General features: G+C 31.7%; 13 protein-coding genes and 1 tRNA gene. 9 read left to right on the forward strand and 5 right to left on the reverse strand.

The window, feature by feature from the left end:
* Window positions 1-153 precede the first annotated feature (153 nt).
* From ACWNT5_RS06635 to ACWNT5_RS06655, 5 genes are all read left to right on the forward strand, one after another.
* A complete protein-coding gene (locus tag ACWNT5_RS06635) occupies window positions 154-1,014 on the forward strand; it encodes an MBL fold metallo-hydrolase (protein WP_456516933.1) in 861 nt (286 codons plus the stop codon).
* Complete coding sequence (locus ACWNT5_RS06640) at window positions 998-2,701, forward strand: S8 family peptidase (RefSeq protein ID WP_299609725.1); 1,704 nt, start codon at window positions 998-1,000, stop codon at window positions 2,699-2,701. Before ACWNT5_RS06635 ends, ACWNT5_RS06640 begins: the two co-directional genes overlap by 17 nt.
* 6 nt (window positions 2,702-2,707) lie before the next feature.
* Window positions 2,708-4,555, forward strand: a complete 1,848-nt coding sequence (locus ACWNT5_RS06645) for a M1 family metallopeptidase (protein WP_456516934.1) — start codon at window positions 2,708-2,710, stop codon at window positions 4,553-4,555.
* A 99-nt stretch (window positions 4,556-4,654) separates the two neighbouring features.
* Window positions 4,655-5,035 carry a ribonuclease P protein component gene (gene rnpA, locus ACWNT5_RS06650; RefSeq protein WP_299609720.1) on the forward strand — a complete coding sequence of 127 codons (381 nt, stop codon included), beginning with the start codon at window positions 4,655-4,657 and terminating at the stop codon, window positions 5,033-5,035.
* A 37-nt stretch (window positions 5,036-5,072) separates the two neighbouring features.
* The gene (locus ACWNT5_RS06655) at window positions 5,073-6,695 is read left to right on the forward strand and encodes a S41 family peptidase (protein ID WP_456516935.1); all 1,623 of its coding nucleotides are present in this window, start codon (window positions 5,073-5,075) and stop codon (window positions 6,693-6,695) included.
* A gap of 58 nt (window positions 6,696-6,753) precedes the next feature.
* Here ACWNT5_RS06655 and ACWNT5_RS06660 read toward each other — a convergent pair whose 3' ends face one another.
* From ACWNT5_RS06660 to ACWNT5_RS06670, 3 genes are all read right to left on the reverse strand, one after another.
* On the reverse strand, window positions 6,754-7,203 hold the full coding sequence (locus ACWNT5_RS06660) for a GNAT family N-acetyltransferase (RefSeq protein ID WP_456516936.1): 450 nt from the start codon (window positions 7,201-7,203) through the stop codon (window positions 6,754-6,756).
* 12 nt (window positions 7,204-7,215) lie between these two features.
* Window positions 7,216-7,647, reverse strand: coding sequence for a ribose 5-phosphate isomerase B (gene rpiB / locus ACWNT5_RS06665; protein ID WP_299900313.1), 432 nt, complete (start codon window positions 7,645-7,647; stop codon window positions 7,216-7,218).
* A gap of 576 nt (window positions 7,648-8,223) precedes the next feature.
* On the reverse strand, window positions 8,224-8,463 hold the full coding sequence (locus ACWNT5_RS06670) for a DUF2007 domain-containing protein (protein ID WP_299609711.1): 240 nt from the start codon (window positions 8,461-8,463) through the stop codon (window positions 8,224-8,226).
* A gap of 474 nt (window positions 8,464-8,937) precedes the next feature.
* On the opposite strand from ACWNT5_RS06670, the gene rnr reads away from it, so the two are divergent.
* The 3 genes from rnr (at window position 8,938) to ACWNT5_RS06685 (ending at window position 12,620) form a co-directional block, all read left to right on the forward strand.
* Entirely contained in the window at window positions 8,938-11,142 is a 2,205-nt protein-coding gene (rnr, locus tag ACWNT5_RS06675) for a ribonuclease R (protein WP_456516937.1), read from the forward strand.
* Window positions 11,143-11,208: 66 nt separating this feature from the next.
* The gene (locus tag ACWNT5_RS06680) at window positions 11,209-11,883 is read left to right on the forward strand and encodes a head GIN domain-containing protein (protein ID WP_456516938.1); all 675 of its coding nucleotides are present in this window, start codon (window positions 11,209-11,211) and stop codon (window positions 11,881-11,883) included.
* A gap of 41 nt (window positions 11,884-11,924) precedes the next feature.
* Window positions 11,925-12,620, forward strand: coding sequence for a LysE family translocator (locus ACWNT5_RS06685; protein ID WP_456516939.1), 696 nt, complete (start codon window positions 11,925-11,927; stop codon window positions 12,618-12,620).
* 34 nt (window positions 12,621-12,654) lie between these two features.
* On the opposite strand, the gene ACWNT5_RS06690 is transcribed toward ACWNT5_RS06685, so the two are convergent.
* Together ACWNT5_RS06690 and folB are read right to left on the reverse strand one after the other, a co-directional pair.
* Window positions 12,655-12,725: transfer RNA gene (locus ACWNT5_RS06690), tRNA-Cys, on the reverse strand.
* A gap of 54 nt (window positions 12,726-12,779) precedes the next feature.
* Complete coding sequence (gene folB, locus ACWNT5_RS06695; RefSeq protein ID WP_299609700.1) at window positions 12,780-13,136, reverse strand: dihydroneopterin aldolase; 357 nt, start codon at window positions 13,134-13,136, stop codon at window positions 12,780-12,782.
* 152 nt (window positions 13,137-13,288) lie between these two features.
* Here folB and ACWNT5_RS06700 point away from each other — a divergent pair, with 152 nt between their 5' ends.
* A complete protein-coding gene (locus ACWNT5_RS06700; RefSeq protein ID WP_456516940.1) occupies window positions 13,289-15,337 on the forward strand; it encodes a glutamine--tRNA ligase/YqeY domain fusion protein in 2,049 nt (682 codons plus the stop codon).
* Window positions 15,338-15,387 lie beyond the last annotated feature (50 nt).

Genomic DNA, 15,387 nt, shown 5'->3' on the forward strand with positions numbered 1-15,387 from the left:
TTATGATTATTGCAGTAAAACCTAGAAAGATTGTTAAAAAGTCGAAAAATTAAATACTGATCCTTAACATTTTTTCTATTTTGCAAAAATTTTGAACCCACTTTAGAATATACAATGAATCAATTTGATTTCTAAAATTAATCATATCAATAGATGAAATTACACGCTGTAAAAGCAGGAAACTTTAAACTAGATGGAGGAGCAATGTTTGGTGTTGTTCCAAAAGTTTTATGGAATAAAACGAATCCTGCTGATGCAAACAATCTAATAGATATTGCTGCCAGATGTCTCTTAATAGAAGAAGGAAATCGATTAATTCTTATTGATTCTGGTATGGGAGACAAACAATCTGATAAATTTTTTGGTTATTACTCCTTGTGGGGAGATGATAATTTAGATAAATCTTTGAAAGAAAAGGGATTCCATAGAGACGATATTACCGATGTATTTATTACCCATTTACACTTCGACCATTGTGGAGGTGTCGTAACATGGAATAAAGATAAAACGGGTTACGAAATGGCATTTAAAAATGCAAAAGTATGGAGTAATGAAAATCACTGGAAATGGGCCACCGAACCTAATGCTCGAGAAAAAGCATCTTTTCTATCAGAAAACATATTACCAATTCAGGAAAGCGGTCATCTTAATTTTATTTCTAGAACAGGAGAGGCCTTCCAGAGACAAACTGAATTAGGTTTTGGCGTGCTATTTGCTGATGGTCATACAGAAAAACAAATGATTCCACATATAACCTATAAAGATCGAACCATTGTGTTTATGGCGGATCTTTTGCCAACTGCGGGTCACATACCTTTACCATATGTAATGGGATATGATACCAGACCGCTATTAACATTGCCTGAGAAAAAACTATTTTTGGAAAATGCAGCTAAAAATAATTGGTATTTGTTTATGGAACATGATGCTCATAACGAAATAATAACTGTACAGGAAACCGAAAAAGGTGTACGATATAAAGAAACATTTACTTGTAATGAAATATTTAATTAAAAATGCTATGAACCCCAAGTCTAATAAAATAATCTTTGCTTCTGTTGCCTCATCAATGCTATTGGTGGGTTGTGGTGCTCCTACAATAATTTCTACTCCAATAGAAAATATTGACACAGTTCCTCTAAAAAATATTGTATTAACAGAAGCACAATTAAAAAACTGGAATTCTGCGGATCTAAAGACAGACACAATTCCTGGAATGAGTGTAGATAGAGCTTACAATGAATTACTCAAAAACAAAAACGGACAAACCGTTATTGTTGCTGTGATTGATAGCGGTGTTGATATTGAACATGAAGACTTAGATGGTGTTATCTGGACGAATCCAAAAGAAATTAAAAATAATGGTAAAGATGATGACAAAAACGGGTATGTTGACGATATCCATGGTTGGAACTTTCTTGGAGATTCTGAAAATGAAAACCTCGAATATACTAGAATCGTAAAGAAGCTAAAACCAAAATTTGAAGGGAAAAACTTTGCTTCAGTAAGCGCTTCAGATAAGGAAGAATATCAAACATATATTTCCGCCAAAGCAGAACTAGAAGAAGAATATCAAAAAGCTGTTGGAACCAAAACACGATATGAGCAGATCGTGCAACAGGTAAAACCTTCTCATCAAAAAATAGCCGAAGTTTTAGGAAAAGAAGATTATAGTCAAAACGAACTATTAAACGTAAAAGCTGAAACCCCACAAATGCAACAACATGTTGCTTTGTTATCTCAAATGTTTGGTTTTTTAGAAAAAGGAGAAACAATTCCAGATTTGATTCATAATTTAGAAGGTGGTATCGAATACTTTACAGAACAACTAAACTATCATCTAAACCTAGACTTTGATGGAAGAACAATCGTAAAAGATAATGTAGATGATATTTCGGATGTTAATTACGGAAATAACAATGTCATGGGACCTAATCCAGATAAAGAAGGAATAAAACATGGAACACATGTGTCTGGTATCATTGCAGCAGAACGTAATAATGGAAAAGGAGTTAATGGAATTGCTAAAAATGTAAAAATTATGGCTATTAGAGCCGTTCCTAATGGCGATGAGTATGACAAAGATATTGCACTTGCTATAAGATATGCAGTAGATAATGGAGCTAAGGTAATTAACACAAGTTTTGGAAAATACTACTCTACACATCCAGAATGGGTTAGAGACGCGATAAAATACGCAGGAGAAAAAGATGTTTTAATTGTGAATGCTGCAGGAAATGAAGGTTTAGATCTAGATCAAAAAGCAGTATATCCAAATGATCAAACAGATAACACCTCTGAAATTTCTAATAACTTTATTACCATCGGTGCTTTGAATTATGAATATGGTTCTAATTTAGTGGCAAGCTTTTCTAATTACGGAAAAAGTAATGTAGATGCTTTTGCTCCGGGAGTAAAAATATGGGCTACTACTCCATCAAATTCGTATGAATATCTTCAGGGTACCTCAATGGCAGCTCCTGCAGTATCTGGTGTGGCAGCATTAATTAGATCTTATTATCCTAAATTAAAGGCTACACAAGTAAAACAAATTTTAATGGATAGTGGTTTAAGTACAACTGCAACTGTTGTAGTAGGATCAGACGGTATCAAGTCTGATAAATTTACCGAATTATCCAAATCCGGTAAAATGGTTAATCTATATAACGCCCTTATTTTGGCTGAAAAACTATCAAAATAAAAAAACATGATCTCTAAAATAATCTCCATTGGATTTTTAATATCCATTTTCAGTGTTACGGCACAAAATAACACCAGCTACTGGCAACAACACGTTGATTATAAAATGAACGTGGATATGAATGTAAAAAATTTCCAGTATACCGGAACCCAAGAACTGGTTTATACCAATAATTCTCCAGATTCTTTAAATCAGGTTTTTTATCATTTATACTTCAATGCATTCCAACCAGGAAGCGAAATGGATGTAAGATCCCGAAATATTGCTGATCCAGATCCTAGGGTAATGGATAGAATTAGTAAGCTTTCTCCAGAAGAAATAGGGTATCTAAAAGTATCTTCTTTAAAGCAAAATGGAAAAAAAGTACAATATGAGGTTGCGGGAACTATTTTAGAGGTACAACTCAATAAAGCAATTGCACCAGGAGAAAAGGTAACCTTCTCAATGGAATTTAACGGTCAGGTTCCAAATCAAATTCGTCGATCTGGACGTAATAGTAAAGAAGGTGTTGCCTTGTCTATGACACAATGGTATCCGAAAATTGCTGAATATGATTTCGAAGGATGGCATGCAGATCCATATATAGCAAGAGAATTTCATGGTGTTTGGGGTAATTTTGACGTAACTATTAACATTGATAAAAACTATATTCTCGGAGGATCAGGGTATCTTCAAAACCCAGAAGAAATTGGATACGGATATGAAAAACCTGGAACCAAAGTAAAACAAAAAGGAAAAAAGCTTGCTTGGCATTTTATTGCGCCGAATGTTCATGATTTTACGTGGGCAGCAGATCCAGAATATATTCATGACGTTGTACAAGTTCCTGATGGTCCTGTTCTTCATTTCTTATATAAGAAAAGTGACGATAAAGCATTTATAGAAAACTGGAAAAAGCTACAGCCTAAATCAGTAGATTTAATGAACTATTTTAGTACTACTATAGGAAAATATCCATACGATCAATATTCGATAATACAAGGAGGAGATGGTGGAATGGAATATGCGATGTGTACATTAATAACTGGAAAAAGAAGTTTTGGTAGTTTAGTTGGCGTAACGGCTCATGAAATGGCACACGCGTGGTTTCAGCATATTTTAGCAACAAATGAAGCTAAACATGAATGGATGGACGAAGGGTTTACCAGTTATATTTCTACTTTAGCGATGGATAAGGTAATGGAGCAAAACAAACCAAATCCTATGAAAGGTATGTATCAAGGATATTTTCAATTAGCCACATCCGGAATAGAGCAACCGCAATCTACTCATGCTGATCGTTTCTCTAGAAACGGAGCCTATGGCGCATCTGCTTACGCAAAAGGTGCCGTTTTTATGGCACAACTTGGATATGTTATTGGACAAGAGAACCTAACCAAAACTATTAAAAAATACTATAATCAATGGAAATTTAAACATCCTACACCCAATGATTTCAAACGTATTGCTGAGAAAGTTTCAGGAATGCAGTTAGATTGGTATTTAACTGATTGGACACAAACTACAAATACTATTGATTATAGTATTAAAGATGTTTCGGAAAAAGGAAATACCACCGCAGTAACCTTAGAACGTTTAGGACTAATGCCAATGCCTATAGATATTTATGTAGAATATAACGATGGTAGTAAAGAATCATTTTATATTCCTTTAAGAATGATGAGAAAAGAAAAAGAAAACCCTTTTCCTAAAACAAAGAGAGCTGTTCTGTCGGATTGGACATGGACGCACCCAACATATACATTTAATATTTCTAAACCTAAATCTGACATAAAGTCCTTGAAAATTGATATTACCGAGCAAATGGCGGACGTAGACAAAAAGAATAATGAATATTCTTCAACACAACCGTAAATATTAAATTTGTTTTTAAAAGATAAAACCCAGAATTGACACGATCAATTCTGGGTTTATAATTGTAAATAACGTTTAAATCAGTACATTTATCAGTATATGACAGCAACTTTTGGCGCTAAAGAACGATTGAAAAGTAAAAAGGAAATTGATTTAATTTTTTCCGAAGGCAAATCTATTGCTAGATATCCTGTACGTCTCATATATAGAAAAACTTCATCTAAAAATGAGTCTTCGATACAAACATCAGTTTCGGTCAGTAAACGTAATTTTAAAAAAGCTGTACAAAGAAATCGTATAAAACGTTTGTTGCGCGAAAGTTATCGAAAAAATAAGTATCTTGTGATCAATAACACTTCTCATCACTTTACTTTTATGTTCTTGTATACAGGAAAAGAAATGCCTGACTATATATTAATAGAATCTAAAATAAAAGAAATACTACAAAAGTTTGTTGTAAAGGAAATAGAGACTTCTTAGCTTTAATATCCTTTCACTTATTAAAAAAATAAAAAGTATGAAAAAGAAAATCCTTTATTCTACCCTTATCGTGGCCATTTTATTTTCTACTGTTAGTTTTAAATCTGATTTTTTTGAAATAGCAAAACAGATTGAAATTTTCACTACCATGTTTAAAGAATTAAATATGAACTATGTAGATGAAACAAATCCTGCAGAACTTATGGATACTGCTATAAAGGCAATGCTAGATGATTTGGATCCATATACTAAATATTGGAATGAACAGGATGTAGAAGCTTCTAAAATTAGAAATGCAGGAGAATATACAGGGATTGGTGCTTCTGTAAAAACAGTGAAAGATAAAATAATCATTGTAGAACCTTATAAAGATTATCCAGCAGATAAAGCTGGTCTAAGAGCCGGAGATGAAATAATCAAAATAGGTGATGTTACAGTGTCAGATTTTGAAGAAGATGCCGGAGAGCTTCTTAAAGGAGCTAGCGGTACCGAAGTAGAAATTAGTTACAGAAGACAAAATCAAATTAAGACAACCACACTAACCAGAGAAGAAATAGAAGTAAAAGCAGTACCATTTTTTACATTACTAGATGATAATTCTGGATATATAGTATTATCAAAGTTTAATAACAAAGCCTCATCCGAAACTATAGCTGCTTTAAAAGATTTAAAAGCTAAAGGAGCTGATAAGATCATACTAGATCTTCGAGGAAATCCTGGTGGTTTATTAAGTGAAGCCATAAACGTAACGAATATTTTCGTACCCAAAGGAGAGTTAATTACAACTACAAAATCTGTGGTAAAAAAATACAATAAGGAATACTTTACTAAAAAAACTCCTATTGATACCGAAATTCCTTTAGTAGTACTTGTAAATGGTCGAAGCGCTTCTGCAAGTGAAATTGTTGCAGGAAGTATCCAGGATTTAGATAGAGGAGTAGTAATAGGAGCCAGAAGTTTTGGAAAAGGATTGGTACAAAGACCAAAAAAATTAACGTACGGTACGCAACTTAAAATTACTATTTCCCGATACTATACACCAAGTGGTCGATGTATTCAAGCATTGGATTATTGGAATCGAGATGAAAACAATAAAGCAGTTCGAATCAGTGAAAAAGATTTTAAAGCTTTTAAAACAAAAAATGGAAGAACCGTTTATGATGGAGGAGGAATACAACCAGATATCGAAATGGAAACTTCTAAATTTAGTAATATAACCACTTCATTATTACAATCAGACGCAATATTTGATTATGGTACAAAGTATTATTATGAACATGAGAACATGGATGTTAACAAGTTTAAGTTTACCGATAAAGATTATGAAGACTTTAAAAAATTCGTAAAAGAAAGTGGTTTTGATTATGAAACAGCAACAGAAAAATCTTTAAAAAAATCATTAGAAGTTGCTAGAAGAGACAAGCTGGATACCGATATTAAAGAAAGTTATAATGCATTACTTGCTACAATAAAAACCTCTAAGGCAAAAGGATTAGATACTTATAAAACTGAAATTGCAAACTTGCTTACAGACGAAATTGTAAAACGTTATTCGTATAGAGAAGGATTGTATAACTATTATATCAATAATAATCCTGAAATTGAAAAAAGTAAAGAAATATTAGGTAATAAATCTAAGTATGAAAGTATATTAAAATAGTTAGTACACTTTCATAGTAAACATATAAAAACCCAGCTTTATTGCTGGGTTTTATTTTTTATGAAGTTATCATTGCTATATGAGGAATTCCATCTTCTAGATACTCCTTACCTTGTTGTATAAATCCATGTTTTTCATAGAATCTTTTCAAATAACATTGGGCAGAAATTTTTATTTTATCGGTTTTATAGTGCTCTTTTATCGCTGAGATACTATGCTTTATAAGATCGTGTCCGTAACCATATTTTCGTTCCTTTTCTGAAACTACAACTCTACCAATACTGCTTTCATCAAAATAATTACCTGCATCGAATATTCTTGTGTATGCCACAATATCATCGTTCTTATAACCTATAACATGAAGTGCTTTTTGGTCCTTGTTATCTATATCTTGATAAACGCAATCTTGTTCAACAACAAAGACTTCTGCGCGTAAGCGCAAAATTTTATACAACTCCTGAGTTGACAATCCATCAAAACGCTTAATTTCAAAATTTATATCGCTCATAAAAGAAAATGATTAACACATAGAGATCTTATTAACTCTATTCTCGTGTCTTCCACCTTCGAAATCAGTAGCTAAAAACGTTTTAACCATTTCTACCGCCTGTGGTAACGAAGTATATCTAGCAGGTATACTAATCACATTAGCATTGTTATGTAAGCGCGTCAATTCCGTTATTTCTTTAGTCCAACATAGACCAGCTCTAACATTTTTATATTTATTTGCTGTCATAGAAACACCATTTCCACTTCCACAAATAAGTATTCCATAATCTACAGTTCCATTATCAACATCTTTCGCAACCGGATGAACAAAATCTGGATAATCTACGCTACTATTTTCATCTGTTCCGTAATTAACAACCTCTATTCCTTGTGATTTTAAATAAGTTATTATTCCGAATTTATATTCAGTTCCTGCGTGATCATTTCCAATAGCTATTTTCACAACTTTTAAATTTTTATTTTATTAAAGATTCTAGATTTATAATTTGAAAACAAAGATACTTCAAACAAAAAAAGTAAACTTCAAAAAATCAATAAATTACCTTAACGTTACCCTAATGTTAATAACTCCTTACCTTCTGTTAACATTGGATGTGAATAAATAGTTGCTAAATTAAAGAAACTTTATTTGGACATCTTAATTTAAATTAGAATACAAAGGTCTTGACATCAAATCAAAATTTATTAATGACTTTTTCTTGTGAAGTTTTTAAACATTAATTTATTGTTATCAACTGTGATTTTTATGCAAAAATATCAATAAAAAGATGTGTTTATAAACTATGAACATCTGTTAATTAAAATTAATTCTAATAAGATTATCAAGTATTTAACCTTTTTATATGTTGTTAATATATTTCTGAAAAATCAATCTAACTTAAAAAGCAAAAAAAAAATAGAAAAGTTATACCGCTATCAACACTATATTATAATCATCATTTTTATTTTAAATTTTAAAAAAAGAAAAAGATATATATATGATATATGTTGAAAACTATAAAAAGTATGGATAATAAGACTAGATAATTCTTAGATGAGAATTTGTGTTAAGATCATCTATGATTTCTTGAACTCTAATTTTATCCTTTGGATGGATTTTTAGATGGATTCCGCCAAGAGCGTTTGAGTAAAATGGAAATACGCCAATCATTGTTTCATTCTCAAAAAAATAAGAAATTCCTTCTCTTTCCAAAAGAAGTCGTAATATTGCATAATCGTTTGGATATGTAAAGGTTGCTATAGTTATAAAATCTTTCATGAAAAAAGTCCAGATAATTGATGATTTACAATATACAAATTATCTAAAAAAAGACTTAGTTGATTTGTGTTGCTTCCTTATCGGATAAGATCGTACCGTTTATTTCTGATTTTTTATTGGTATCTGTATGTTCGTCCATTGTGTTTCCAATATATACTGTAGCATAATATAAGCCTAATAGAAATATTAGGGTAAACAGAAATATTATCTTATGAATTTTTTTGACTTTAGGTATCATACTACTTAGTACCAAACGAATAAATAACAATCTTCGTATTTTAAAATTAAGTAAATTTTAAGAAAAATAATAAGATTTGTTTAAATATTTTAAACGTAAACATTTGATTTACAGATATAATATTTTTTTAACTTTAAACAAGAATAAAATTTAATATTAAGTAAAAGTTTATATAGAAAACAGTGAACCTAAAAAGATAAGCTGTAATTTTATATGATAAAATTTAAAAGACATTAATGAAAAGAAAAAGAAGAAGAGGAAGAAGGAAAAAGTCTCCCAAAATTGAAAACATTACACAAGGAATACTTAAGATACTTAAATCAGAACCTAACAAAACTTTTAATTATAAACAGATTGCCGCCAAGTTTGGGGTAGATGATCCTAGTAGTAGGAATCAAATAATTAAAAAGTTGACGCAATTAGCGGCTAAAAAAGAGATAGAAGAGGTAGATAGAGGAAAATTCAAAATAGTTCCTAATATCAACACTTATACAGGAGTATTAGAATTAACTTCTAAAGGAACAGGATATGTGATTGTAGAGGAATTGGAGGATGATATTTTTGTACCAAATAATAATCTTAACAAAGCACTAAATGGTGATGAAGTAGAGGTTTATGTATACAAAAGAAAACGCAGAGGTAAGAGCGAAGGAGAAATTTCTAGAATCATTTCTAGAAGTAAAAATGAGTTTGTTGGAGTTATAGAAATACAGAAGAACTATGCATTTGTAAATATGCAAGATTCTAGAATGTATACGGATATTTTTATCCCTAAGAACAAGATAAAAAATGCTGAAGACGGAGATAAGGTTTTAGTTAAGCTTGAAGATTGGCCAGAAAAAGCAGATTCTCCATTTGGAAAAGTAGTAAAAGTACTTGGTAAACCTGGGGAACATAATACAGAAATTCATGCAATTTTAGCCCAATATGGATTACCTTATGAGTTTCCATCTGAAGTTGAAAATTATGCAAATGAACTAGATACTTCCATTCAGGAATCAGAAATCAAAAAAAGGAGAGATATGCGTAAAACGCTAACGTTTACTATCGATCCTAAAGATGCTAAAGATTTTGATGATGCACTTTCTTTTGAAATATTAGAAAATGGAAATTACGAAATAGGAATTCATATTGCAGATGTTTCTCATTACGTAAAACCAGGAACTATTCTGGATGATGAAGCTTATGAAAGAGCTACATCAGTGTATTTAGTAGATAGAGTAGTTCCCATGTTACCAGAAGTATTATCAAATAATGCTTGTTCGTTAAGACCTCATGAAGAAAAGTATACGTTTTCTGCTGTTTTTGAATTAAATAACAAAGCAGAAATTAAAAAACAATGGTTTGGGAGAACAGTAACCTACTCAGATGCACGTTTTGCGTATGAAGAAGCACAACATATCATCGAGACTGGTAAAAACAGTATTCCGAAAGAAATTTCATTAACTGGAAATGCATATAGTGCGGATCAAAAAATAGCTGATGCAGTATTAAAATTGGACGAACTAGCAAAAATAATGCGGACTCAAAGAATGGGGAAAGGAGCTATTTCTTTTGATAAAGTCGAAGTTAAATTTAGTTTAAACGAAGAAAAGAACCCAGTAGGAGTGTTTTTTAAGACTTCTAAGGACGCTAATAAGCTTATTGAGGAGTTTATGCTATTAGCTAATAAAAAGGTCGCAGAATTCGTTGGAAAACAAAATCCAAAGAAAACATTTGTATATAGAGTACATGATGAACCTAATGATGAAAAACTTGCTGCTTTACAAAACATAATTGGAAGGTTCGGATATAAGTTGGATTTGCGAGATCGAAAAACAACCACAAAATCATTAAATGGTTTGTTAAAAGATGTTCAAGGAAAAAAAGAACAAAATTTGGTTGATACCCTTGCAATCCGAAGTATGAGTAAAGCAGAATATACTACTCATAATATTGGTCATTATGGATTAGCCTTTGATTATTATTCACATTTTACTTCACCGATTAGAAGATATCCTGATGTTATGGCACATCGTTTGTTACAACATTATTTGGATAACGGAAAAACTGTGGCAGAAGAAGAATATGAAGAAAAGTGTAATCATAGTAGCTCAATGGAGAATTTAGCTGCAAGTGCAGAAAGAGATTCTATTAAATATATGCAGATCAAATTCATGAAAGATCATGAAGATGAAGAGTTTTTAGGTGTAATTTCTGGAGTAACAGAATGGGGAATTTATGTAGAAATTATAAGTAATAAATGCGAAGGAATGATCAGATTAAAAGATATGAATGATGATCACTATATTTTTGATCAGGATGAATATGCTATAATTGGTCAACGTTCTAAAAAAATGTATCAGTTAGGAGATGAAGTGTATGTAAAAGTTAAGAATGCAGATCTAGTGAAGAGGCATTTAGATTTTACATTGCTTGGTAGTAAAGAAGAATTAGAATAAAATAAACGTAATAATCGTTTATTAAATAAAAATCACACAATTATCAAATTTAAAAGTAATCGGGAAATGAAAAAAGTAATAATTCTTACATTTTTATTGGTAGTATCAGGACTGCAAGCGCAAAAAGTAATCACTAAAAATGTAGGTGATTTTAATGAACTAAAAGTTTTTGATAAGATCGAAGTAAAATTATTGAAGGGTTCAGAAAACAAGGTTGAAATTTCGGGGATTAGTAGAAGAGAAGTGGATGTAGTGCTTAAGGATGAAGTATTAAAAATAAAAATGTCATTAAGCAATACTTGGGATAATAATGATACAGAAGTAATTGTCTATTATAAGTCAATATCAAAGTTAGATGTGAATGAAGGAGCAAAGATTATGGTGAAAGATATGATCTCTGCAGATGAATTAGATTTACGAGCGCAAGAAGGTGGTGATATCTATGCTGAAATTAAAACTGGTAGATTGTTGGCTAGAGCTGTTAGTGGCGGTGGATTGCATTTAGAAGGTAGTGCTGATGAGCAAGAAGTCACTGTAAAAGCAGGTGGACAGTTTATGGGAGAAGATCTAAAAACAAAAAGTACTCTGGTTAAAATTAGCGCAGGAGGAAGAGCTAATGTTAATGCAAGTGAATATGTAAAAGCAAATACTGCGGCTGGTGGAACAATTAGAATTTATGGAAATCCGAAGGAAGTAGATGGAAAAAAAGTTTTTGGTGGTAAAATTATAGAGGTAAACTAAGTAGTATTTTCTAACTTTGTAAGAAATATATCTACTTTTCTATGTTTCAAGATGCTCAAGCAGCAATATTTTTAGGTTTTGTGCTTGCCTTTTTAATTGGACCTGTTTTTTTTGTTTTATTAGAAACTGCGGCAATCAAGGGGTTTAGAGCAGCATTGGCTGTAGATCTTGGAGTTATTTTTGCAGATATTGTCTTCATTTTAATTGCATATTTTAGTACCAATCAAATATTAGAAAAAATAAAGGATGATCCTGCACTTTTTGTATTTGGAGGTATGCTTTTAGCGACCTATGGTGCTATATCTTTTATCAAGGAACGAAAAAATTACAATAAGCTTAGAGATACTTCCGTAGAAATTATTAATAAGAATAATTACTTGGTATTGTTTATAAAAGGGTTCTTATTAAACTTCATCAATATTGGTGTTTTAGGATTTTGGATTGGCATTATTGTAGTAGCTGGACCTCAGATGGACATGAATACAAATAGAATCATTGTATTTTTTGCAATGGTTTTAATTACCTATCTATTTGTTGATATACTTAAAATGTTACTTGCAAAAAGACTAAAAAGAAAACTAACTCCAAAGCGAACATACCTAATCAAAAGAAGTATTAGTATGATTATGGTTGTTTTTGGAATTTTTTTGATTGTAAAAGGAGTGCTTCCTGATACGATGGAGCGGAAAATTCAAGATAGAATAGAGAAAATTACACCAGATTCTGGTTTTAAATAAAAAAAGTCCTGTTATTTAACAGGACTTTTTTTTGAGGTGTCGAGCGGATTCGAACCGCTGTAGATGGTGTTGCAGACCACTGCCTAGCCACTCGGCCACGACACCCTTTTTGATCTTAGACGGCAAATGTAAAAAAATTTATGAATACTTCAGATGTATTTATCTTTTTTTACTTCTGGTAATTGTAACCATTTGTACATTTCCGCCAATAGGTGGATTAATTTTAGAGACATCTACCGTAGCTTTTTCAACCAATGGTAACTCTTCTAATATACGATTTAAAATTCGTTCTGCGGCATGTTCTAGTAGTTTAGAACGTATAGCCATTTCTTCTTTTACGATAAGATTAAGATGCACATAATCAACAGTATCTGAGAGCTGGTCAGAATGAGCTGATGTGTTTAAATCAGCTTTAACTTTTAGATCAACCCTATAATCAGAACCAATTTTTTTCTCCTCTACAAGGCATCCATGATATGCATAAACCTTGATGTTTTTTAGTGTAATTAACCCCACAAAATTTTTTTACAAAGGTAATAGAATCTTTGCAAAGAATTTACAAGGAAACACCCCTTTTGTATTAGGTTATTGTAACAATTAAAGAGTAATTATATAATTGTTGTGTATCATTGGAAATATTAGGTAGTTTTGTGTTTTATTTTTATCAAATGACAGAAGAAAAAAAATCACTCAATTTTTTAGAGCATATTGTCGAAGAAGATTTGGCCAATGGAATGAATCAAGAAGATTTACGTTTTCGTTTTCCTCCAGAACCAAATGGATATTTGCATATAGGTCATACTAAAGCTATAGGAATTAGTTTTGGTATGGGTTTAAAATATAATGCTCCAGTAAATTTACGTTTTGATGATACCAATCCTGCAAAAGAAGAGCAAGAATATGTGGATGCGATTAAAGAGGATATTAGTTGGTTAGGATATCAATGGGATAAAGAATGTTATTCTTCTGATTATTTTCAGCAGTTATATGATTGGACTGTTCAATTAATAAAAGATGGAAAAGCCTATGTAGATAGTCAATCTTCAGAGGCTATAGCAGAACAAAAGGGGACAACTACAGAACCTGGTATTAATAGTCCATTTAGAGATAGGACAGTGGAAGAAAATCTGGATCTATTTGAAAAAATGAAAAATGGGCATTTTGAAGAAGGAGAGCATGTTGTAAGAGCCAAGATTGATATGGCAGATCCTAATATGCTTATGAGGGATCCTTTGATGTATAGAATCCTTAAAAAATCTCATCATAGAACGGGTGATGAATGGTGTATTTATCCTATGTATGATTGGACACATGGAGAAAGTGATTACATAGAAAATATATCACATTCTTTATGCTCTTTAGAATTTAAACCACATAGAAAATTGTATGATTGGTTTTTGGATCAGGTGTATGATAACACAAGTATTAGACCTAAACAGCGAGAGTTTGCCAGACTAAATCTAAGTTATACTATTATGAGTAAACGTAAGCTGCTTAGATTGGTAAATGAAGGTGTAGTAAAGGGGTGGGACGATCCTAGAATGCCTACAATTTCTGGATTAAGAAGAAGAGGATATACTCCTGCATCAATTAGAAAATTTGTAGATACTGTTGGTGTGGCAAAAAGAGAGAATGTGATAGATGTATCATTACTTGAATTTTGTGTTCGTGAAGATTTAAATAAAACAGCACCAAGAGTAATGGCTGTTTTAGACCCAGTAAAGCTGGTTATAACTAATTATCCTGATGGTGAAGAAGAATGGTTAGAGGCTGAAAATAATCCAGAAGATGAAGCTGCAGGAAATAGAAAGGTACCTTTTTCTAAAGAATTATATATAGAGAGAGAAGATTTTAAGGAGGAAGCTGGGCGTAAGTATTTTAGACTTACATTAGGTAAAGAAGTACGACTTAAGAATGCCTATATTATCAAAGGTGAGAATGTTATAAAAGATAGCAATGGAGTAATAACTGAGATTCATTGTACGTATGATCCTAAGAGTAAATCGGGTAGTGGCACAGAGGAATCTAAACGTAATGTAAAAGGAACATTACATTGGGTATCTATACAACATTCCATTCCAGCAGAAATAAGATTGTATGATCGTTTATTTAACGATGAAGCTCCTGATAGTCACAAGGAGAAAGATTTTATGGAATTCTTGAACCCAAGTTCTTTAAAAATAATTACGGGTTATGTAGAGCCTAGTTTAAAAGAATCAACACATTTAGAAAGATTTCAGTTCCAGAGATTGGGTTATTTTAATGTGGATCCTGATAGTACTTCGGACAGCCTAATTTTTAATAAAACTGTCGGTTTAAGAGATACTTGGGCTAAAGTTAAACCTATTACCCAGAATACTAATAACAATACTCAAAAGCCTCAGAATACAAAGATAGAAGTGTCTGCTATTAATGAGATTAAAAGAGCAGGGAAGAAGTATACCAACTTATCAGAAGAGAAAAGAGAGGCTCTTAAATCGAAAATATTGGAAGCGGCTAAAGATGTTGATATTGAAGAATTGGTTCCGTTATATGGAACAGCTGCTAAGAAAATAGGAACGAGAATAGTGACAACTTTAGCGCTTGGTGCTATATTAGAACATAAGGGTATAACGCCTGATCAGGATGCTATTGATTTTATAAAGAAGGGTAGAGAAGATGCTAACGAGTTATTAAGAGCAGAGGCTGAGCAAGTAGCGAGTGGATTAGGATTATAAAGTTTTGATTACCATCATAAAAAGAAAAAGACGGATGTTAGTCCGTCTTT

The sequence above is a fragment of the Aquimarina sp. 433 genome, from assembly GCF_054054605.1.

Coding starts and splice junctions, on each gene's coding strand:
- ACWNT5_RS06680 (WP_456516938.1), top strand. CDS start 11,209: ATGAAAAAAGTAATAATTCTTACATTTTTATTGGTAGTATCAGGACTG.
- rnr (WP_456516937.1), top strand. CDS start 8,938: ATGAAAAGAAAAAGAAGAAGAGGAAGAAGGAAAAAGTCTCCCAAAATT.
- ACWNT5_RS06640 (WP_299609725.1), top strand. CDS start 998: ATGAAATATTTAATTAAAAATGCTATGAACCCCAAGTCTAATAAAATA.
- ACWNT5_RS06645 (WP_456516934.1), top strand. CDS start 2,708: ATGATCTCTAAAATAATCTCCATTGGATTTTTAATATCCATTTTCAGT.
- ACWNT5_RS06670 (WP_299609711.1), bottom strand. CDS start 8,463: ATGAAAGATTTTATAACTATAGCAACCTTTACATATCCAAACGATTAT.
- ACWNT5_RS06685 (WP_456516939.1), top strand. CDS start 11,925: ATGTTTCAAGATGCTCAAGCAGCAATATTTTTAGGTTTTGTGCTTGCC.
- ACWNT5_RS06655 (WP_456516935.1), top strand. CDS start 5,073: ATGAAAAAGAAAATCCTTTATTCTACCCTTATCGTGGCCATTTTATTT.
- ACWNT5_RS06635 (WP_456516933.1), top strand. CDS start 154: ATGAAATTACACGCTGTAAAAGCAGGAAACTTTAAACTAGATGGAGGA.
- ACWNT5_RS06700 (WP_456516940.1), top strand. CDS start 13,289: ATGACAGAAGAAAAAAAATCACTCAATTTTTTAGAGCATATTGTCGAA.
- ACWNT5_RS06660 (WP_456516936.1), bottom strand. CDS start 7,203: ATGAGCGATATAAATTTTGAAATTAAGCGTTTTGATGGATTGTCAACT.
- rnpA (WP_299609720.1), top strand. CDS start 4,655: ATGACAGCAACTTTTGGCGCTAAAGAACGATTGAAAAGTAAAAAGGAA.